The sequence below is a fragment of the Paenibacillus sp. FSL K6-1330 genome (genome assembly GCF_037976825.1).
Classification (GTDB): Bacteria; Bacillota; Bacilli; order Paenibacillales; family Paenibacillaceae; genus Paenibacillus_AQ.
In genome coordinates, this window is sequence record NZ_CP150269.1 from 1,851,557 (window position 1) to 1,872,884 (window position 21,328).

At 47.2% G+C, this 21,328-nt stretch carries 24 protein-coding genes; all 24 read left to right on the top strand.

The features are described 5' to 3' along the window. The first annotated feature begins 190 nt into the window (after nucleotides 1-190). The 24 genes from NYE54_RS08030 (at nucleotide 191) to NYE54_RS08145 (ending at nucleotide 21,328) form a co-directional block, all read left to right on the top strand. The gene (locus tag NYE54_RS08030; RefSeq protein WP_339271383.1) at nucleotides 191-1,321 is read left to right on the top strand and encodes a tyrosine-type recombinase/integrase; all 1,131 of its coding nucleotides are present in this window, start codon (nucleotides 191-193) and stop codon (nucleotides 1,319-1,321) included. Nucleotides 1,322-1,341: 20 nt separating this feature from the next. Then, nucleotides 1,342-1,644 (top strand): hypothetical protein, encoded by a 303-nt coding sequence (locus tag NYE54_RS08035; protein ID WP_339271385.1) that lies wholly within the window; start codon nucleotides 1,342-1,344, stop codon nucleotides 1,642-1,644. A 452-nt stretch (nucleotides 1,645-2,096) separates the two neighbouring features. Beyond that, nucleotides 2,097-2,288 (top strand): hypothetical protein, encoded by a 192-nt coding sequence (locus NYE54_RS08040; protein ID WP_339271387.1) that lies wholly within the window; start codon nucleotides 2,097-2,099, stop codon nucleotides 2,286-2,288. A gap of 285 nt (nucleotides 2,289-2,573) precedes the next feature. Next, the gene (locus NYE54_RS08045; protein ID WP_339271389.1) at nucleotides 2,574-3,428 is read left to right on the top strand and encodes an ATP-dependent DNA ligase; all 855 of its coding nucleotides are present in this window, start codon (nucleotides 2,574-2,576) and stop codon (nucleotides 3,426-3,428) included. Between the two features lie 156 nt (nucleotides 3,429-3,584). Beyond that, nucleotides 3,585-4,247 (top strand): hypothetical protein, encoded by a 663-nt coding sequence (locus tag NYE54_RS08050; protein WP_339271391.1) that lies wholly within the window; start codon nucleotides 3,585-3,587, stop codon nucleotides 4,245-4,247. Nucleotides 4,248-4,694: 447 nt separating this feature from the next. Then, entirely contained in the window at nucleotides 4,695-5,351 is a 657-nt protein-coding gene (locus tag NYE54_RS08055) for a hypothetical protein (protein WP_339271393.1), read from the top strand. Nucleotides 5,352-5,375: 24 nt separating this feature from the next. Next, nucleotides 5,376-5,645, top strand: coding sequence for a hypothetical protein (locus tag NYE54_RS08060; RefSeq protein WP_339271395.1), 270 nt, complete (start codon nucleotides 5,376-5,378; stop codon nucleotides 5,643-5,645). Between the two features lie 366 nt (nucleotides 5,646-6,011). Beyond that, entirely contained in the window at nucleotides 6,012-6,527 is a 516-nt protein-coding gene (locus NYE54_RS08065; RefSeq protein ID WP_339271397.1) for a hypothetical protein, read from the top strand. Then, nucleotides 6,524-8,383 (top strand): phage terminase large subunit family protein, encoded by a 1,860-nt coding sequence (locus tag NYE54_RS08070; protein ID WP_339271399.1) that lies wholly within the window; start codon nucleotides 6,524-6,526, stop codon nucleotides 8,381-8,383. Before NYE54_RS08065 ends, NYE54_RS08070 begins: the two co-directional genes overlap by 4 nt. A 28-nt stretch (nucleotides 8,384-8,411) precedes the next feature. Continuing rightward, nucleotides 8,412-8,642: a DUF6148 family protein gene (locus NYE54_RS08075; RefSeq protein ID WP_339271401.1), complete on the top strand. Its 231-nt coding sequence runs from the start codon at nucleotides 8,412-8,414 to the stop codon at nucleotides 8,640-8,642. Further along, a complete protein-coding gene (locus NYE54_RS08080; protein WP_339271402.1) occupies nucleotides 8,639-10,324 on the top strand; it encodes a phage portal protein in 1,686 nt (561 codons plus the stop codon). The genes NYE54_RS08075 and NYE54_RS08080 overlap by 4 nt, the downstream gene beginning before the upstream one ends. Continuing rightward, the gene (locus tag NYE54_RS08085; protein ID WP_339271404.1) at nucleotides 10,324-11,409 is read left to right on the top strand and encodes a head maturation protease, ClpP-related; all 1,086 of its coding nucleotides are present in this window, start codon (nucleotides 10,324-10,326) and stop codon (nucleotides 11,407-11,409) included. The genes NYE54_RS08080 and NYE54_RS08085 overlap by 1 nt, the downstream gene beginning before the upstream one ends. Further along, nucleotides 11,409-11,801 (top strand): head decoration protein, encoded by a 393-nt coding sequence (locus NYE54_RS08090; RefSeq protein ID WP_339271406.1) that lies wholly within the window; start codon nucleotides 11,409-11,411, stop codon nucleotides 11,799-11,801. The genes NYE54_RS08085 and NYE54_RS08090 overlap by 1 nt, the downstream gene beginning before the upstream one ends. A 15-nt stretch (nucleotides 11,802-11,816) precedes the next feature. After that, nucleotides 11,817-12,854: a major capsid protein gene (locus NYE54_RS08095; protein WP_339271408.1), complete on the top strand. Its 1,038-nt coding sequence runs from the start codon at nucleotides 11,817-11,819 to the stop codon at nucleotides 12,852-12,854. A 21-nt stretch (nucleotides 12,855-12,875) separates the two neighbouring features. After that, nucleotides 12,876-13,070, top strand: coding sequence for a hypothetical protein (locus NYE54_RS08100; RefSeq protein WP_339271409.1), 195 nt, complete (start codon nucleotides 12,876-12,878; stop codon nucleotides 13,068-13,070). Nucleotides 13,071-13,084: 14 nt separating this feature from the next. Next, complete coding sequence (locus NYE54_RS08105; protein WP_339271411.1) at nucleotides 13,085-13,411, top strand: hypothetical protein; 327 nt, start codon at nucleotides 13,085-13,087, stop codon at nucleotides 13,409-13,411. Further along, complete coding sequence (locus tag NYE54_RS08110; protein ID WP_339271413.1) at nucleotides 13,408-14,013, top strand: hypothetical protein; 606 nt, start codon at nucleotides 13,408-13,410, stop codon at nucleotides 14,011-14,013. The genes NYE54_RS08105 and NYE54_RS08110 overlap by 4 nt, the downstream gene beginning before the upstream one ends. Beyond that, nucleotides 13,992-14,495, top strand: a complete 504-nt coding sequence (locus tag NYE54_RS08115) for a hypothetical protein (protein WP_339271415.1) — start codon at nucleotides 13,992-13,994, stop codon at nucleotides 14,493-14,495. Before NYE54_RS08110 ends, NYE54_RS08115 begins: the two co-directional genes overlap by 22 nt. 7 nt (nucleotides 14,496-14,502) lie before the next feature. Beyond that, nucleotides 14,503-15,918 carry a phage tail protein gene (locus NYE54_RS08120; RefSeq protein ID WP_339271417.1) on the top strand — a complete coding sequence of 472 codons (1,416 nt, stop codon included), beginning with the start codon at nucleotides 14,503-14,505 and terminating at the stop codon, nucleotides 15,916-15,918. A gap of 18 nt (nucleotides 15,919-15,936) precedes the next feature. Then, nucleotides 15,937-16,464, top strand: a complete 528-nt coding sequence (locus tag NYE54_RS08125; protein WP_339271419.1) for a phage major tail tube protein — start codon at nucleotides 15,937-15,939, stop codon at nucleotides 16,462-16,464. 15 nt (nucleotides 16,465-16,479) lie between these two features. Next, nucleotides 16,480-16,767 carry a phage tail assembly protein gene (locus NYE54_RS08130; protein WP_339271421.1) on the top strand — a complete coding sequence of 96 codons (288 nt, stop codon included), beginning with the start codon at nucleotides 16,480-16,482 and terminating at the stop codon, nucleotides 16,765-16,767. Nucleotides 16,768-16,912: 145 nt separating this feature from the next. Beyond that, nucleotides 16,913-19,930: a hypothetical protein gene (locus NYE54_RS08135; RefSeq protein ID WP_339271423.1), complete on the top strand. Its 3,018-nt coding sequence runs from the start codon at nucleotides 16,913-16,915 to the stop codon at nucleotides 19,928-19,930. Next, nucleotides 19,917-20,129: a tail protein X gene (locus NYE54_RS08140; RefSeq protein WP_339271424.1), complete on the top strand. Its 213-nt coding sequence runs from the start codon at nucleotides 19,917-19,919 to the stop codon at nucleotides 20,127-20,129. The genes NYE54_RS08135 and NYE54_RS08140 overlap by 14 nt, the downstream gene beginning before the upstream one ends. After that, complete coding sequence (locus NYE54_RS08145; RefSeq protein ID WP_339271426.1) at nucleotides 20,126-21,328, top strand: contractile injection system protein, VgrG/Pvc8 family; 1,203 nt, start codon at nucleotides 20,126-20,128, stop codon at nucleotides 21,326-21,328. Before NYE54_RS08140 ends, NYE54_RS08145 begins: the two co-directional genes overlap by 4 nt.

A 21,328-nucleotide genomic window follows, 5' to 3' on the forward strand; every position in this document is an offset into this window, starting at 1 on the left:
GTTGACTGTATCCCTTACCCTTGTTAGACCACACATACCCGGGCAAGGAGGGGTGACACCATTGAAGGGTTATGTACCGTTTTGAGAAATGGCTTGATATCAAGGGTTTTAACACTATTCGTTATTGCAATAATGATAAATTGGTGTTAATTTGGTGTTACACACTAAATTTGAGATCGAGGTGCATATTATGCCCACTTATAAGGATGAGAACGCGAAGAAAAATCCCTGGTATTTTGTTTTCTACACTGGAGAGATTAAGAATGGTAAGCGTGAAAGGATTAAGCGCCGCGGATTCAAGACAAAGAAAGCAGCAGAAGCAGCAGAGGCAGAAATCAGAACCAGTATCAACAAGGGTGATTATTACGAACCTACAAAAATTATGTTCAAGGACTTCATGAAGGAATGGCTTAAAAGCCGGCACGACCTGTCACCTGAAACTGTAGATCTGTACGAGACGAATCTTCGGCTGTACATAAATCCCGTTTTGGGAGAAGTCCCGCTCTCAAAAATAAATTCATTGCATATAGAACAATTCATCAACTCAATGCACGAAAAGGAGCTTGGGGACTGGTCCATAAAACGAGCGTTCTCTATAGTCAATGCTGCTTTAAATGCTGCTGTAAGGAAAGATCTGATCAATAAGAACCCGAGCAACAAAGTTTCCAAGCCAAAAGTAAGACGTAAAGTCATGGCAGTATGGGAACCGGAATTTGCATTCGATTTTCTGGAGCAGACCAAGGGTAAGAGTCGCTACTGGATCGCTGCCTATCTTGCGATCATGACGGGTATGCGACAAGGGGAGATTCTTGGATTAAGATGGACGGATATCGATTTCGATAACAAGACTCTTCATATCCAGCAGACTGTTACTAAAAATAGACGCATTAAAGAGGGTGCGAAGACTCAAAGCAGTGTTCGATCGGTCGCCCTTTCTACAGATACGATAAAAACCCTTAAGGAGCATCGGGCCATTATACTGCAGGAACGGCTCCAATATGGCGAGGAGTATCATAATCATGATCTGGTTGTCTGCACCAATTTCGGGGGCCCGGCTACAACCAGGAGCGTGTATAAGGCTTGGGAGAGGTTTATCGAAAAATGCAAGGCACCGAAAATCACCTTCCATGATTTGCGCCATACCCATGTTAGCATGCTGATCAAACAAGGAGTTCATATGAAGGTTATTTCAGAACGATTGGGTCACTCCTCAATATCTGTAACAATGGACATCTACGGCCACTTGCTTCCAAACATGCAGGAACAGGCTGCTGAGCTGATAGACCAACTAAATACAAAACTATCGGGAACTAAAGAATAGTCGGGAAGGGGAAATACAAAATGGCATTCGAAGGTTTTAGGGGAGACCGCCGTGGAAATTGGTTTGGTGGAGGGGTTCAAACCAATATTCTTTATGTGCATAATAATGAGGCATATGATTTTTTTCTCATTAATGAGCAAGAAGAGCATGTTATACGCATCAGAGATGAGCAGCAAATAGAGTTAATGTACTGTATGCATGGGACTGAATTGGATCGCGAACAAATTGATTGGATGATTAATAAATCAGGTTTTAGATATTATGATAGTGTTGATGATTATCGGGCCTATTATAAAGCAATGCTGGAAGATCTAAAAAAATAATAGAGTTATAAATACCGCGCTGTTCGTTGACAGGCGGTTTTTCTTTGTGCTACGTACCTGGAATGAAGAGTGTCCCCAAACAAAAAGCTCTCGTCTAAAGGAATAATAAAGAATAATAGAAGGAAAAAGAAAGGATTATGAATGAGCATTAGGTTTTAACCGTGATATATTTGTATCATAGGAAATCGAGAAGAGGACACCATAGGGGCATGAATGCCCTGGTGATCGGGGTCGGCCAATGTGCTGGCTTTTTTAATGGGAGTGGCGCAAAGATCGCAACTCGTTTTTCTACTATGAAAATAATCTTTGACTCGTTTGGATTATAATGGTATATAGATTGGTGGCTATGAAACGCGGAATGTTGGCCTAGAAGCAGCCATCATCTAAGGATAGCGTGGAAGCACACCTCGTTAGCTCGGTAACGCCGAACAATTCAAATGAGGTGTTTTATAATGGAAAACAAAACTAAGGTCGTAGTATGGTTGATTTTGGCTGTTGGGATCATTGTTCTAGGTATTCATCATGAAATTATTGTTATGACAAAGGAACAAATCTGGACGGCGCTTGAATGGCTAGTAGGAGCTGTTGGAACTTTCTTAATCGGTGATATGATTAATGGGTTCAGCAAACGGCCCAAACCCTAGTGGTTTGGGGCCTGCCCCTCTTCTCCGAAAGCCAAATCTTCAAGTTATCAGCTTTTTATATATGGTTCAAATCTTTTGTAAGGTTGGTGAAAACGACAGGACCGACTGTTTTGGTACAAATTATAAAACACCCGGCGTTGAGTGTGGGATTATAGAGTAGGTTGGGCAGCCACCTATTTCCGCACGATACCGCAAAGCCGCTGATTCGAATCAGCGGCTTTTTAACAATACTTACCGCCTCTCATGGAACATACCAATAGGTATAATCAGATGAGAGGTGTTTTTATGTTTATAAGTCCGATGTTATTAGAAACAGCAAGTGGCCCATTCAGCCATGACAATTATATATTTGAACCAAAGATAGACGGGCACCGGCTGTTGTTCTCACAGGAGGACGGCCGCATCCGGTTATATACCCGGCACGAGACTGAGTGCACAAAACAATATCCTGAGCTGCTGGCACCATTTGATGACGACATTCTCCTGGATGGTGAGGTCGCTTGTACCGATCCGGAGACGGGGCTGGTTGACTTCGAAAACGTCATGACCCGTTTCCAGGCAAAGAAGGAGCAGCGTATCCGGCAGCTCATGGGTATATCGCCCGTTACCTATGTCGTGTTCGACATCCTGCGATACAAGGGGCAGGACCTTCGTAAATTGCCCCTGATGCGTCGGAAAGAGATCCTGAACAGTATTACCATGCCGAACCCGCATTTCGGCGTTTTGCCGTTTGTGGAGGGTGCAGGCGAGGCGTTGTTTGAACAGATGGAGGCCAGAAAGCTCGAAGGAATGGTCGGCAAACGAAAAAACAGTCTTTATATGAGCCGAAGATCGAAATCTTGGCAGAAGGTTATTAATTGGACATATGCCGAGGTGATAATTACCGGGTATCGAAAGGACGAGTTTGGATGGCTTACCGCAGTCCCAAATGAGTCAGGCGTGCTTCGTCCTGCTGGGATCGTTGAGTATGCGACACAGACAGCCAGGAAAGAGTTTTTTGCAAAGTCCCGTACCCTTGTGATTGGTGAGGATAAGAACTTCGTTTATGTTGAGCCAGTGATCAAAGTGAAGGTTAAGATCCGGAACTGGTACAAGTCGGGTATGCTGCGGTCGCCGGCGTTCGTTGAGTTTGTTGTTTGATTGGGAAATGTATGTAACTAATAATAAGGATGTGTGAGGATGTCCGACAAATTAAATAATGAACTGCAATTAACAATCTGAAAAAGCTATTTATTTCTATAACTCCGGTGGTATAATTCCATTGTTGAATATATTGGAATTTGATAAGGAGTTGCTATGTATAAATCAGAGAAAGCCTATGATTCCATTAACTTATCTAAAGATGATATTTTAGAATTAGAAAGTATTTTAGAAGATAAGTATGTACCAGGAAACACCATAAAAACTTTCACTGTAAATACTCCTAATAGGGTGTTTACTCCAATATCAATGTATGGATTTTTAAATGAAAAGGTTCCCCTGATAGTTGACTCTATTTCAATGGGTATCCGAGAGAGAGCTATTGATTATTCTCTGGTAAAGTACCTTAGTATTAATATTAGTAAGGTGCATGTTTATGTATCGATTGAAGGAACAGATGAGGTATGGGTAACTGGGATGGCCGAGCTTCTTAATACCTTTTTTAAAAAAAGAAAATCTACAATTTTACAGTTGTCAAACCTAATTCCTTTTTTTGCTGGAGGTCTAACTGTAGGTAGTATATTCATGTTTGCCAAATCTGTACAACAAGTACAGATACTTTCTGCTATATTATCATTCGTATTACTTTTAATTTCTATTATATTAGCCAATCCATCTATTATGAGAAAGATTTTCCCAGGTGTTAAATTCAGCCTTCATTCTAAACCCAAAAGGGATTGGCAGTTCATTTGGACTGTCACAGGTTCAGTAGGAACAATTTTGGGATTAAGTGTTGCAATTATAGCCCTGTTGAAATAACCCGCAAAAATAATAATAAACGCAAAGTCAAAAGTCGCTCAAAATGAGCGGCTTTTTCTTTTACATAAAATTCTGAGGGGGGGAGGTGATTCGAGTGATCAGAAATCAACCAAATACATCGGCCCTACTATTTAACGGGCTCATTCAAAACCACCTGACACCGATCAACGAGCCACTGGAACTATTTATTATCCGTATAAATGGCAAAGAGCCCCTACGAACGTAGGAGCGCCAACATGTCGATGACTAGGCTGATGAAGGCCAGTACATCACCGACAGTGATGGTGAAATCGAAGCGAAGTCGATCTCTCATTGCCTCACTCCTCCAGAGTGGTTTGCTTCAGGCTAGCAACCATCTCCCCATCCCGGGCAAGCCCTGAGACAAGGAACTACTGGTGGAGTTTGGATTATTATATCACAACTCTTATTATTTTGGAGGAGAGTGGTGTGCCAACTCACAGAATCAACAAATCAGGCAAGAGGGCCCCGCCATTCACCCGGATCGACAACAGCATGCTGCAGGATGCGCGATTAAGCTTCAAGGCCCGCGGCCTACTATCCTACATGCTATCCAAACCGGACGGATTCAAGTTCTACCTGGACGAGATGACCAAGCACACGACCGAGGGTAAGGACTCCATCCGGGCCGGTCTGAAGGAACTCGAAAAGCTCGGGTATGTTCGTCGATATGCGGTCAAAGATCAGCGAGGGAAAATCCAATCGTGGGAGCTCGATATTTACGAAAGCCTGTCATTACGTCCAGAATCGGGTTTTCCAGATGTGGAAAATCCAACGCTATTAACTAATGATTTAAAAACGAATGATAAAAGATTAAATAAATACATCGCTTTTACAAGCAATGATAATTCATTCGTTGAAGCCTATCTGAAACATTTCAGGATAAAGAAGAACAAACAACATATGAGGGTAACTGAAGAACAGTATCAAATGATTCATGACCAGATCGAGGAGATACAGTCCTATGGCATTACTTATGACGAATGGGAAGCCGAGGTCAAAGATCATTTCGAGAAGCTGCCGAAGAGCAACAATGGGAATATCATTGCATTCCTGCATGCTGCTCCGAGGAGGTTTGATGTATGATGCTATAGAGAGGAGGCAGTGTCCATGGAACTGAGGTTAAATGCTGAACATCTGCAGGAGCTGAATGACGAGCAATTAGATCATTTGAAGCAATGGTGGGTTACCGAGTCGTACGAAGGAGATCCGTTACTTACAACAACACAGATGATTGAGTTACTTGGATCGTTGGGGGTAGGAATATCGATCTTTGTGCCGATGGAGGAAAGTTCATCCTTCAAAGGCAAGGAAAGTGTTCCTGACGATGATGAAGAGCTGTTCAATAACATGTGGGGAGTTGTGAAGGAACACCTTTGATAAACATAATTTCGTCCATACGTCATCAAAACGATTTTAAGTGGTCATACAGGCCTTCTATCTTAGCATCCTCCGGATATTCACAAAATGGTGTGGAAGAGCTGAAAGGGGCGAAATTTTCGGTCATGGGTCCTTCTGGGGTCTCGGGATGAGTGCGGGTGCGGACGACCCCGAAATCTCGCTAGATTTTAATTTTTGGAATCACTTTCCCTTTATATGTGTCTACCGTCTAATAGGGGCCCCAAAGAGGGCTCTTTTTGCTTCCCGAGTGTAAATAATCGCTTCTAATAATGCGGCTCTAAAAACGGCCTTAAAATCGCTCTCAGAACGTCATGAAAATATAGATTCGAAAAGGAAAGTGGGGGATTGAAATTGAGGAAAGGAGATAAGAAGCCGGAAGGCATCGTAGGAACAAGCGAACTCGCTGCAATTGTTGGCAAAACCAAACAATGGATCAGCCAATTGACGCGTGACGGTGTGCTCACTCAGGTTTCGCGTGGGAAATACAATCTCGCCGAATCTGTTCAGGCTTACATCAAGCACATTACAGGCGTAGCCGAGGAAGGAAAGGTCAGTTATAACGACGAGAAGGCGCAGCACGAACAGATTAAAAAGGAAATCGCTCAGCTAGAACTTGAGGAAAAGCGAAGAAATCTCCACACCACCAAAGACGTGCAGGAGGCGTGGGGGGAACTGCTGGTAAATTTCCGGGGGATGTTGATGGTTCTCCCTCCGAAACTCGCCGGAGAACTGACGTACTTGACCGATGCGAAGGAGATTCGAACGCTGCTGGAATCGAGGCTGACTGATGCACTCATTGAGTTATCCAAATACGACCCGCTCGAAGAGGGGGAAAAACCTTTTAGTGGTGAGGCCATGTGAATAACTCAAAGAAAAGAACGCTGCTGCTTCTAAAGGATACGTTGCGACTTGTGGCTCCGCCCGATCCGATCACGGTAACGCAATGGGCTGATGAACACCGTGTTTTATCTCCAGAGGACTCCGCAGAACCAGGGCCGTGGAGAACGAGCCGTTCTCCCTTCCAAAAAAAGATTATGGATGCCGTCACAGACCCTCAAGTTGAAGCTGTAGTCATGATGATGGGGTCCCAACTTGGTAAAACAGCTGTTCAATTGAATGTCATCGGCTATTATACCGGGCATGACCCGTCACCAATTATGATGGTTCAGCCGGATTTAGGAGTCGGAAAGGATTTTTCTAATGACCGATTGATGCCGATGTACCGGGATTCTCCGCAGCTTTCCAAGCTGTTTGGAAAGGGGAAGAGCCGAGACAGCCGGAACACCATCTATTACAAAAGTTTTAAAGGCGGCAGGATTAACATTGCCGGCTCGAATGCGCCTGCTTCCTTGGCCTCCAAGCCGATCCGAATCCTATTGGCGGACGAAATCGACCGCTTCGCCAAGTCGGCTGGAACAGAGGGTTCACCTTTGGACTTGGCGATTAAGCGTACAACGACGTTTCATAATCGGAAAATGATTTTCGTATCTACGCCGACGATTAAAGGGCACTCCGAAATCGAAAAGCTCTACGAGGATAGTACACAGGAACGGCTGCACTTCATGTGCCCGAGTTGTGACGAGCTTCAAACACTGCAATGGGCTCAAATCAAATACGAGTACGACGAAGAGACAAGCCAGTGTACAGAGGTCTATCACGTTTGCAAAAAATGTGGTGCGATGCATGAGGAGCACGAGTGGAAGCGGGATTACGCGAACAGAACGAAGTGGATCGCGGGCAAAAAGCACGCCACAACGCGTGGTTTCCACCTGTCCGCTCTCGCCGCGACCATCAACTACACATGGAAAATGGCCGTTAAGGAGTGGGTTACGGCCAATAAAAAGGGCAAGCAGGCTTTGAAGGTATTCGTAAATACCGTACTGGCTGAGACGTGGGAGGAAGAGGGGCAGAAGCTTGAGCATGAAATACTTCTGAATCGCCGCGAAATGTATCAAGCCAGAGTACCTGATGGTGTCAGATATATCACTGCTGCAGTTGATACGCAGGACACTCGCTTCGAAATTGATGTAGTTGGATGGGGAAAAGGGTATTCGAGTTGGAGAATACAGCGTCACGTAATCGTTGGCGACCTCAACCAGCCGCAGCCATGGCAGGAGCTAGACGAATTCCTGTCGAGGACTTGGAGGGACGAATATGGCCGCGCGTTTCGCCCGGTCAGGACCCTGATTGACTCCGGCGGACACTTCACGCTGAAAGTGTACAAGTTTTGCAAGCCCCGACAGGCTCGGAACATCTACGCCCTCAAGGGGGAAGAGAAGGGAGATGGTCAGGAGACTCCTCTCCTTAACGGAATAAGCACGAACAACGTCCCAAAAGCGACTGTCGTTCGTGTCGGTGTTTCTGAGGGGAAGTCCATTGTGTTTGCTTCGCTTAGCCTGGAGCCGGGCAAGCCGGGTTCATGTCGCTTCCCACTGCCGCACCCGGATAATCCAGACCCATTCGTGTACGACGAAGAATATTTCCAGCAACTCACAGCGGAGCAGCTTGTTACTCGGTATAAAGAGGGTAAGCCATACACGGCTTGGGTACAGACAAGAGCCCGAAACGAGGCTCTTGACTTGGCAGTCTACAACCGGGCCGCTATTGAGATGATAAACCCCAACTTCGACCTGCCTTTACCTGAACCGGGAAGTGTGGGTACCGGGGCTAATCGCCCCAAAAGGCCGAAGAAAAAGAACGTTGCAAGCAGCATTTAGACCACTGGAAGGAGGTGAGTAAGGGAAAATGCCGAGAATATCCTATGAAGAAGCCAAAGCCAAATACAAATTGTGGAACGATGCCGAGGATGCCATAGCAACAAGTAAGGCTTATAGCATTGCGGGTAGGTCTTTGACTCGTGCCGACATGGATACGGTCCTGATGATGAAAAGAAAATACGGTCGTATCGTCGATGCTTATGAGAACGGCGGAAAACGTCGCTCCAGAACGTCGGGATTTTACCCTGTTGACCGATGAACATCATTGATAAGGCACTCAACGTATTCGCTCCTGGGATTGCTGCCAAGCGCGAGCAGGCCAGGACGGAAGTTGTGAGGCAACAAGCGGTGCGCAAGGTAACGAACAGCTTTATCGGGAGCGTTGGGAGCAACGGGCGAGGGTATGGCAAGCATGGAGCCAGCACAACCAAGTCGTCTATGCTGTTCTGGCAGACACCCGTCGGGGATGCTGATACAGACATTCACCAGAACGTTCCAAAGCTTCGAGAGAGGGCGCGGGACCTGCACATGGGTTCGGATATCGTCGCTGCAGCTCACAAGGGTCTACGGACCAACATTGTGGGTACCGGGTTACGACTGAACCCAGCATTTGATGCCAGCTACTTGGGGCTAACAAAGGAACAAGCGGAAAAGCTTCGCAGCTCTATTCAGAGAGAATGGGCTTTATGGGCAGATACAACCAAGTGTGACGCTGCCGGCCTTAACGATTTCTATGAGCTGCAAGGACTGGCTTTCATTTCAACGCTCATGAGTGGCGATGTATTCGCTCTGATGCCGAAAAAAGAACGCCCATGGTCAGTGTATGACCTTAAGGTGAATCTGATCGAGGCGGACAGGTGCGCAACCCCTCCGAATAAGGTTAACATCGATAGGGAACGCATCCAATCGGGTGTTGAGGTTGACGCAGATGGAATGGTTGTGGCTTATCACTTCAGCAACCGGCACCCAGGAGCAGGCGGGTACAGTCTGAGCGGGGCGAACGAATGGGTTCGCGTTGAAAAATACGGCAAACGTACTGGTAGGGTGAACGTGCTTCACTTGTTTGAGGCAGAAAGGCCCGGACAACGCCGAGGAATTCCCATCATCGCTCCAATCATTGAATCGCTGAAGCAGCTCAGCCAGTACACGAATGCCGAGCTTGCCGCTGCTGTAATTACGTCTATGTACACGGTCTTTATTACAACCCCGGCAGATGACGAGGGAGGTACCCCGTTTGACGGCGTAGGGATGGACGATGAAGACCTTGACGGAGTTGAAGATGCGCCTGGTGCTACCGGGGATGAGATAAAACTCGGCCAAGGCGCCATCATGCGGACGGATCCGGGGGAAGATGTTAAATTCGCCGATCCGACGAGGCCGAACCCAAACTATGAAGCTTTCGTCCGTGCCATGCTTAAACAGATGGCAGCAGCTCTAGAGCTTCCATACGAAATCTTGACCAAGCAGTTCACGAGTTCCTATTCGGCATCCCGTGGCGCCCTGCTAGAAGCTTGGAAAATGTATCGCATGCGCCGCGCATGGCTATCAAAAACGTTCTGTCAGCCCATCTATGAAGAATGGTTTGTGGAGGCAGTATCCAAAGGAAGAATTGACGCACCCGGCATCTTTGATGATCCGGCTATTTTTGCTGCCTACACAAAGGCCGAATGGCACGGACCTTCTCAGGGATTGCTTGACCCAACCAAAGAGGTACAAGCAGCCGTCATGCGGATGGACAATAATCTTTCCACCGGAACGCGTGAAACAGCTGAGATCAACGGTGGATCATGGGAGGACAATGTTCAGCAGCGTGCTTATGAGCAAACCCGCCTGAAAAAACTGGGACTTGTGCAAGCTGCTTCAACGCCTGCCACACCGTCTGAATCCTCAAATGAAGGCGATGAAGACAATGACGACGAGGAAGGGGGTGAACAAAACTAATGCCTAAACGGATTAATTTCTACGGAATAGTCGTGTCAAACGACGATGCTTGGTTGTATGAGTGGTTCGAAATGGATCATGTGAGTCCTCGCTTGATAAACGAGCAGCTGAACGAAGCCAATGGCGAGGATGTGGAAATGTATATTAATTCTGGCGGCGGCGATGTATGGGCAGGATCGGAGATTTACACGGCTTTGCGTGAATATCCCGGCAACATAACAGCCAAGGTTGTGGGCGTTGCTGCAAGTGCTGCATCCGTTGCGATGTGCGGAGCTAAAACGGTCATGATGTCACCGACAGCCCAGATAATGGTCCATCGCTCTGCGACAGTGGCTGCTGGGAATAAAAACGCGCTTGATCAGGCTTCACAAATGCTCAACAGCGTAGATGAAGGCATGCTCAACGCTTATGAACACAAGACGGGTAAGGAACGTACCGAACTGCTCGCCTTAATGGACGGAGAAACATTCTTCAACGCCCAGGAAGCCATCGCTCATGGATTCGCTGATGAAATCATGTTTGCTCAAACAGAGAAGGTGGCCGCTTCGCTATCTACCCCGTTATTCTCAAGCGAGGTTATGAACAAGATCAAGTCGAAACTGATCCGTGAAAACATGTTGCCAGGTGCTGCCCCTGCTGCATCAATCAAGACTGGCCCTGCTTCTAAGGTGGGAATAGAAAATAAGGAGGAACCAAAGATCATGGATATGAACGAATTGAAAGAAAATCACCCCGATCTGTACGCGCAGATCACTAACGAGACACAAGCCGCCGAACGCGAACGCGTCGCTGCACTTACAAGTCTTGCAGAAAAATCACCTGGATCTACTGAACTTGTCAAAGCTGCAATTGCCAATGGTGACACGCCTGGCGACCTAGCAATCAAAATTGTTGAAGCTTCACAAGCTCGCATAACTCAAGAAGCTAAAAACCGCAAATTGGATGCGGAGGAAAGCAATGTTGACAAAGTAGAGGCAATCGAAGCCAAGACACCTGAGTCACTTAAAGAAGAGAAAAAGGCCGGTGCAGTAGCCAATATGGTTGCTATGGCCCAAAACATGAAAATGAATGGAGGCCGTAAATAATGGCAGAGTATACAAGCCCATCGTTTGACGAGTTGTTTGCTGGTGGAGTGCAGCCTGAGAGGATGACGGCGATTATCATCAAGTCCGGGGCCGGGGTAGTAACGCGCGGTACTGTATTGGGTCGCGTGAGTCAGCTGCCTGAAAGTGACCTGTACGCGGGAACGCCGATCGTCGTTCCGGTTGATTCCACGAAAACAGACGGTTCCCAAGATCCGTACTGCATTCTGGCGGACACGGTTGTTGATGCTTCCACGGGCGACGCCCGCGCTGCGGCATACCTTGACGGTGAATTTAACCGTGATGCCCTCAAGTTTGGCGGCACGGATAAAGTGGCCCAGCATGAGGTTGCAATGCGTAACATCGGCCTGATCACTAAACGAGTAGTTAAATAAGGAGGATAAACAAATATGGCATCTTATCACGATATTTTAGAAATTCCAACACTGGTACAGGTTGTTGAAGCATTTCCAAAGGATTCGTATTACTTGACGAATACATTCGCAAGTGAAGGCGATACTTTCACCACTGACGAAATCGAAATCCAAACCAAAAAGGGCCACCGCCCGCTGGCGCCTTACGTGAACGAATTGCTTCCAGGTAAGGTTGTTTTGCGCACCGGATTCACTTCCAAAACGTATCGACCTGCTCTGCTGAAACCAATGCGCGTTATCACTCGCCACGATCTGAAAGTAAAGCAGGCTGGCGAGACGCTGCTGAACCCTAAAACTCCGGAACAACGTTATCAGGAACTGATCGTCAAGGACCTGGCTGAGCTGACGGACACTATCGATCGTCGTAAAGTTCAACAACTCTCCGAAATCATGTTTACGGGTAAAACCGAGCAGATCGGTGAGGGTGTAAGTCAAATTCTTGACTGGGGTTTCACTAACATTGAAGTTTTGTCGGGTACTGACTTCTCAGATGATTCCTTTGATGTTGTTGGTTACCTCACCGAAAAGGTTCAGGAAGTCATGGACAAAAGTGGTCGCACTGTACGCCGCGTGCTGACAACAGCTCAGGTCGGGAGACGAATCGTCAATCACCCAACTGTGCTGAACCTGATCAAAAACGGTAAAGAGAATCTGGACGTGGGCGATCTGAATCAGCGCATCTTGCCTGAAGGCGTAATCTATCATGGTTACCTGCGACAAGCAAACTTAGAGATTTGGTCGTACACCAACTCCTACACCGATGAGGCTGGAAAAGAAGTGAGTTACATCCCAGCAGGAACTCTCGCTCTGTTGCCTGAAGGACAACCATTCGAATTCTTGTACGGAGCGAACTTAGTCGCTGACGAAAACGGTAATTTTATGTTTGCTGAAGCTAAAATCTACCCGCAAGTATTGAGTGAAATTGAGCCGCCGAGCCGTAAACTGCAATTGTTGTCTCGTCCAATCTGCGTTCCTGGTAACGTTGATGGCTGGTACGTCTCTAAAGTTCTTTAATCCAAAGGAGGATAAATAATCATGGCATATATCGCAGAATGGAACATCCGTCATAACGGAAAGAAAATCGCTATCGGGGAGGAAATCCCTAAGGACATGAAAAAAGAGGAGATTGATCGTCTGCTTAAAATTAAGGCGATCAAGGACCCTGAAGCCGAAGCGAAGGCAATCAAAGAAGCTGCTGCAAAGAAAGCGAAAGAAGAAGCAGTCGAATAAGGAGCTGGACCGCTATGAACCTCAAAGAGCAAATGGCTAGAGACGTGCAGCAGACGTTTATGAATCCGGATGAATTCGCAGAGATCCACTCTATATACGGGGTGGATCTTCTTTGTATCATAAACAATGATTCGCTAAGACAAGCATCTCAGGCAATGGCTTTGGATGCATACAGTTCTTATTTGTTGCTTCATATCAGTCGGACAGAGCTTGAGAAAATCGGTCGTATGCCGAAGGAAGGAAACGAGTTTAACCTTGACGGGAAACGCTACCGTGTCACGAACGTGGCCGAAGAAATGGGCATGATGGAAATTGCTTTGGAGAGGGCTGAATCGCTATGAGTCTCCAAATCCATCTGAACGCCGAAGCCATAAAGAAAGCTGAGGAAGTGCTCGCTGATTTTGGCGACAAAGTGAAGGTGCGCGCCATCAACAATGCTATGCAGCGGACCGGGCAGAAGACAAAGACCGAGGTGTCGCGAAAGGTGCGTGAAATCTACACCGTGCCGGCCGGAGAGATCAGCAAGGCAGTGAAGGTCATCCGCACAGGAAACGGTATCGTCACGATCGTCGTCAACGGAGAAGCCCGGAAGCTGGTTAAATTCAAAGTCAGCCCAAGTCGTGTCCTTAAACGCCGGCCTAAGGTGCAGAAAGCCATGGTCAAAAAGGGCGGTCTGAAATCCGTAATCGGGGCATTTGTGGCGCAGACTGGCGGGCACACAGGAGTCTTTATGAGGGTGCCAAACGCTCGACACCAGAAGATATCCAAGAATGACCGTGCTATCTGGTCACAGTTGCCGATTACAGAGCTTTACGGCCCCAGCGTCCCGTCCATGTTTAACAACGAGGAAGCACGGAAGGAAGTGGAACAAGTGGCGTCTGAAACATTTATGCAGCGTATTGAACACGAGGCAAACCGGGAATGGGAGCGATTGAGAAAATGACGCTTATAGGCCTGCTTATTGCTTTAAAGAAATTTTTTATCGCCGGTTGTGCTGATCTGATCCTATCCGCCAGAGATGGGCAGGAAAAGGCACCCGATGTCGCCATAGGTTGGCCGAAAGCCAAGGAGGCAGGCGATTCTAGCCCATCGTACCCTTATATCATTATTCGACCGACAGAGTATACGGATGAGACAGGCAGCGATGCTGAATCCAAAATGAAGGTGCAAATCATTCTTGGTGCATATGGTGAGGGAGAGGATGGCTTGATTGAGCTACTGAATCTCTCTGAACGGGTGCGCCAATTGCTTCAGATTAACGGCCCAATAGAGAATAAATATCGAATGGACCCCACATACAAGTGGGGTCTTATTATTGATGAGCAGACAGCAGGGTTTGGGCCTATCTGGAATGCAGTTGTGACCACGGAATGGGACATGCAAACGGTATTTGAACAAAGTAAATACACGCTGAAAGCGAGATGATAAGTACATGTTTAAGCACGGAGTATATGTTAACGAAAAGGGGCAGGCGCCTGTATCGAGAAATCAGGAGTCGACTATACCGGTGGTGTTCGTCACGGCTCCCAAAGGAGCAATTAATACCCCGGTGATGGCGAAGTCATTCACCCAAGCCGCTCAGGAGTTCGGGTATTCTGAGGACTTCAGCAGCTTTACGGTGTTTGAATTTATCGATGCTTATTTTAATCTATATGGTCAATCTCAGGCCATCATTGTCAATGTTCTGGACCCGGCGACAGCTAAGAAGAACAATACAACAACTGTTGATCTGTCCCAAGATACAACGGTGACCGACATCCAGTATCCGGTTCTGGATAGCGTGAAGATTAAGAAAGGGACCGCTGACCTGGTAAAAGGAACGGATTACACCGCTGAGTTGGACGATGACGGTTACCTGGTCATTTCCATTCCGTCTGGCAGCTCGGTGACCTTACCTGCTGCTGGCCTGACGCTAACCTATGACGCAGTTGATCCTTCCAAAATCAAAAATGCTGATTTAATCGGTAAGGTCGACGCGGCGATGGGTAAAAGAACGGGATTTGAACTGCTGGATTCCATTATCCCTATGTTCGGTCTGGTCCCTGGGCTGGTATTGGCGCCGAAGTACAGCACTGATACTGCGGTAGCTGCAGCGATGACATCAAAGGCACAAAGGATTAATTCGATGTTTAAAGCATTTGCCCTGACTGACCTTGATACTAGCACATTCAAGACAAAGAAGGCAGCGATCGATGCCAAGAAGGCAGGGGCTCCGGGACAAGACATCTGCTGGCCGAAGGTTACCTATAAGAATAAACAGTACCACATGAGCACTCACAAGGCAGGATTGATTGTGCAGATGGATGCAGCTAATAATGGTATCCCGTCTATTTCTCCGTCGAACCGGTCGTTGATTGCTGACGGCTGCGTGCTGGCAGATGGCACTCCAGTGTTTATCGGTATGGATGAAGCTAACGAACTTAATGGTGCCGGCATTTCGACCATGCTGGCATTTATCGGTGGGCCTCGGGCTTGGGGGAACCGAACTGCTGCCTATCCGGATGGAGCAACCGAAATGAAGGATGTATTTATTTCGGCCAAGCGCATGATGTTCTGGATTAACAACCGTATAGTCATTGATACATGGGAAGACGTAGATAGCAACATCACCAAACGATTTGTGGAGTCGGTTACGGATAAGCATAACCTCAAGTTGAATGGGCTTGTGTCTATGGGTGCGCTTCTCGGCGGCCGTTGTACTTTTAACCCGGCCGATAATCCGGATGCTCAACTCATTGACGGAAAGATTAAATTTGCTGTTGCTGTTGGTCTCGCTCCTGTTGCTGAAACAATGGAGTTTACGGTTGAAGTTGACACATCATACCTGTCCACGATCACGGCAGGGTAACGAAAGGGGAATTTATATATGGGACGTAATCAGATTGATGAAAAGCTGATTGATTACACGGTGTTTTTAAATGCCAATACGTATCTAGGCGTATCGGGCGTGCAGCTGCCGTCACTTGAAATGATGTCGGATACCTTGAAGGGGGCCGGGATCGCCGGCGAGATCGACTCCATCACACCGGGACACTTCGGACCGATGCCGATCACGCTTAACTGGCGTACATCGCCGACTAAAGAAGCAATTGAGCTCATGAAGCCAAAAGCGCATTTGATTGACTTCCGTGGGGCTATTCAAGTCTTTGACAAGACGACATCAGAATACAAAACCGTCGGCAAGAAAATCACCGTTAAGGCAATGCCTAAAAAGCTGGATCTCGGCAAGGCGGAAGCGGCAACGACCATGGACGGAAGCACGGAAATGGAATGTATTTATCTGAAAATTGTTGAAGATGGGAAGAAGCTGATCGAGATCGATAAGCTGAATAACATTTACGTGGTTGATGGATTTGATTATCGCGCAGAGCTTCGCTCTATTCTTGGACTGTAGGAGGCGGGAGTAACAATGGAAGAATACAAATTGTCAAAGCCGATTGAATTCGACGGCAAAAAAATTGAATCGCTGAGCCTTAACCTGGAAGGGTTGTCGGGCACAGATATTATGCTTTGCGAGCAGGAATTTAGAGATAGATGCAGACCGGGTGAGATTGTCGAGTTGATTGAAGTAAACAAGCTCTTCCTCTCGATATTGGCGGCTCGTGCAGCAAAGGTTCCGTTTGATGTTCTCGGAGCACTCAGTGCGAAAGATTTCTGTCGGATCACCGTCGAGGTACAAGCTTTTTTAGCGCCGTAGGGTTGTCGCGCTCAGATCGCTCAAAGGCGCTCCGAAAGGCGGCAATTGAGTTATCTGTGGCAACCCATACGGCGGTGACACATTGGATGGAAATACCCATGCAGGAACTTTACCGCTGGATGGTAGACGCAAGGGGTGAATGATTTTGGCTAAAAAGAAATATGAAGTATCATTCGAGCTCGGGGGAGAGATGCAAGGCTCCTTTTCCCGGGCTTTTTCGTCTGCTCAGCAAAAGTTTAAGGATACTGATAAGTCAGCCAAGGGGCTGAATGAAAGTGTTGGAAATTCCACGCGGAAGCTCGGAAGTTTAACGAACACATTCCGCAAGACATCAAGCGGAGCATCGGCCATGACATCATCGCTCAAAGCAGCTGCTGGGGCTATCGCTGGCTTGTATGTTGTCAAAAAGGGCATTGACGTAGGTAAGACGCTTATTGACCAGTACCAGACCTCTTTCCGAATTATCAAGACAGGCACGGGAGCCGTAGGCAAGGATTTGGACGGGCTGATGCAGAGTTATCATAATCTTGGTTCTGTCGTCCCGGACAATCTTAAAGATGTTGCGACGGCTATGGCTGATTTTAATACCCGCACGGGAGCAACAGGGAAGGTTCTCGAAGATTTATCTGGTAAAACCTTGTCCTTGACCGCGATTGCAAATGCCGACCTCGGGGGAACCATCAAGCAGAGCACGCGAATGTTCGGTGACTGGTCCGTCCCTATTGAAAAAGGCGGGGAGACACTAGATAAGCTATATATTGCGTCACAAAGCACGGGGATTGGAGTCGAAGCCCTTGCCGAGAAAATGACTAATTTCGGCGGTCCGCTCCGCCAAATGGGATTTGATTTTGAAACGTCAATGGCCCTTATGGGCAAATGGGAGAAGGAAGGCGTTAACGCTGAGCTTGTTCTTGGATCGCTCCGGATCGCTCTTGGTAAGATGGCGAAGGTTGGCGTAAAAGACACGAATAAAGCCCTGAATATCGTCATCGACAAAGTGAAGAAAGCAAAGACAACGGGTGAAGCCACAGCACTAGCCATGGAGGCATTCGGTTCCAAGGCTGGTCCTGATATGGCGGCAGCAATCCGCGAAGGCCGTTTTGAACTCGGGGAACTAGCAACAGCACTGAAAACAGCCAAGGGTGCGATTGACAAAGACTTTGCTGATACTGAGACGTTGGATGACAAGATTCAGACGATCAAAAATAAATTCCTTGTTGCGGCTGAACCGTTGGGTAAGGCTGCTGCGGATGCGATCGGTGGAGTGCTTGCCTCAGCCGGTACCGAGCTCACAAGCACTGGAAATAAGCTTAATGCTCTTATCAATACAAAAGGATGGAAGAATGCTGATTTGTCTGGTAAGTTCCATCTCGCATGGGACAGCGTCATATCCAAGCCGCTAAATTCATGGTGGCACGATTCAGGGCAGAAGATGGTTTATAGCTTTGGTCAAAAGACCGGGGCCATGCTCGGAAAAGGGATGTGGACTGGATTCAAGGCACTACTAAGCGAATCCGGAAATGTTTTCTCAGGTGGTGGAGCTACAAGCTGGCTTTCCCTTGCTATTTTGGGTAAAACGGCATCGAAAGCAACAAAGACTATATCGCCTCTTGTTTCAGTTGTCGGTAAATTTGTAAAGCCTGCAACGGCAGCGGCCACGGCAGCAGGAGCTGCGGCCAAAGGTACTGGCTTAATGGCTGGTGCGGCAGCTGCACTGACTAATCCGATTGGATGGGCAGCATTGGGCGTTGGCGCCTTAGCAGGCGGGTGGTATTTATACAAACGCCATCAGGAAAATGCACGGCAGTCTCTCATCCATATGGGTGACGCCTTGAAAACATCCCTCGACGACTATACTGCAGTCAAAACACAAACACAGAAAACTCAGGATTTAATTAAAGAGTATGACCGATTGAAAACCAAAATTGCCGACTCAAAAACGCCAGCAGAGGAGCTCACCGAAGCCAAGCGTAAGCTTTCAATTGTTGAGCAAACATTAATAGATATGTATCCTGACATGCTTTCGCAGCAAGATATTGAGAATGGTAAGTTACGAGAAACAGCTGGACTTATCGACCGAATAAATATAGGGAAAGAAGAAAGTAAGAAACTGAAATTGGAACAAGATATAGCCGAAGGATTAAGTAATAAAGGGAAGCTTGAAAAGGAGATAGGTACTCTCCAAGGTAAGAAGGGAACACAAGAAGCAGACAAAGGAAAGTACCTGAACGCTGTTGCAAGTTTCAAGGAATTTGAAAACGAGTTTCAAAGGATCATGAATACCCCGTTTTCAGAAGAACGAACCATGCAGTTGGAAGACTTAAGAGAGCGTGTAAATAAAGCGGGTGCGGCTGTCGGAAAAAACTTCTCTCATCTTGGGGATTTGCTTGGGACGTCTGATGAGTTGTTTGACAAGTACAAGAATACTCTCGATTCTCTCGTGAAGACCTCAGAAGACCTTGAAGCAGCCGAATCGAGTTATCAAAAATTATATGACGCCCAAAAAGAAATGATAGAGTTAGACCTTGGCGGCACACTGGATGAGCAGGCAAAGAAATACAAAAACATGACCGATGCGCAAAAGCAACAGTTTGATGAAGCTCTGCAAAAGATAAGGGAACTTAACCGAGAAATGGGGATGATACCATCAGAGAAAAAGGTAAACCTGAGTGTGCTCTATACTGAGTCGGGCAGACCTCAATTAAAGTCATTTGCCCCATCAACGAGAAAGGATACCATCCAGCCTTATGCAGACGGAGGTTTAATATCACGCCCTCACTTGGGCCTTGTTGGCGAAGCTGGTCCGGAAGCAATCATTCCTTTGTCGAGCAATCGCAGAAGTAGAGCATTGAGTTTGTATGAAGATGTTGGGCGGTCATTGGGTGCGCGTGCATATGCCAATGGTGGGATCATCAACTCAGCTAAAACTGCGTTGGGTGAGCGTAAACGTGCTGAGTCGGTCTGGAATGATTCCGGCAAATCCTCGGCAAATACACCGATTGAAATTGATTACCATCCAAGTGTCGTCATCCAAGGCAATGCTGATCCTGACACGGCTAATTTGATAGAACAGGCTTTACGCCGAAGCAAGGAAGAGTTCGGCCGCATGCTGGAAGCACACAATCGGCAGAAAGGGAGGGTGAGTATGAGTGGGCCAATATAGGACTAAGCAGGGTGATACATGGGATATGATTGCGTATAAGGTGTACGGTAATGAGAAGTTATTTCCGTTGCTCATGACGGCCAATCATCAGCATATCGCGGTGGTTGTCTTTGATGCTGGCACTCTTCTCCAGATTCCGGATCCTCCAGTGGAAACTCCGGACGACCTCCCTCCCTGGAAGAGAGTTGACGGCACATGAGACAGGCGAAAGTCCTGATTAACTACAACGGAAAGAACATCACGGAAACCTTATCCGATTACAATTTGGATTTTAGTTATACTGACGCAACCAGCGGCGAATTGGATGATCTGCAAATAAGGGTTGCAGACCGTGATCGCAAGTGGCAAAAGACCTGGGCTCCCGAGGAAGGCGATAAGATACAAGTGACGATTGAGGTCGTCAACTGGTACCAAGAGGTCCATCGGAAGAAGTATAATTGCGGCACCTTTCACGTCGACGGGCTGACATTTTCGGGTGCTCCGGATGAAGTGACTATTAAAGCAGCATCTTTTCCCATCTCGTCGGCGGTGAGACAGGAAAAACGTACGAAGGTATGGGAAAAGGTGAAATTGTCTACGATTGCCCGAGACGTTGCGAGTCGTGCCAAATTGAAGCTCGTTATCGAAGTCAAAAACGATCCTACCTACGATCGTATTGAGCAGGAGGAAAAAACAGATTTTGCATTCTTGCTTGAGTTGACTTCCAAAGAGGGGATCGCGGTAAAAGTAACGGATAATAAACTCGTACTTTTTGACGAGGTGAAGTTTGAGAAAGGGAAATCTGTAGCCACGTTCGAGCGTGGTAAGGATAATATCCTGAGCTACTTTTTCGAGTGGTCCGCTGACAACTGCGCCTATCGAGCATGTGAATTGACGTATGATGTAACCATCAAGCCAAAAACTCCTAAAAAGGATAATGGAGGCAAAGACGACGGCGGCGGAATATTTGATCCGGAACCCAAACTGATGAAGGCAGCAAAGAAAGACGACGGGAGTATATTCGAGCCCGGTGATGGCGGTGGAGGAAGTGGAACAAAGCCTAAACCTGCTAAAAAGAAAAAAAAGGGTAAGGCCAAAGCAATTAAACAAACACATAAGGTAACGTATATTCCACCCGGCGCTCCGTCATCCGGGCCTATTTTGCGTGTAAAAGAAAACGTCGATTCGAAGGCCGATGCTCTTCGAGTTGCCAAAAATCGCTTGCGTGAACGGAATAAGCTTGCGAATAAAGCTTCTTTGACGGTTGTTGGTGATATCCAGATCGCTGCGGGCGTTGTGATCACCATCGTCGGTTTTGGAAGGTTTGACGGCAAGTACATCGTTGACAGCGTCGTGCATCAAATTGGCGGAGGCGGGTATGAAACTCGGATGGATATCAGAAAGATATTGGGGTGGTAA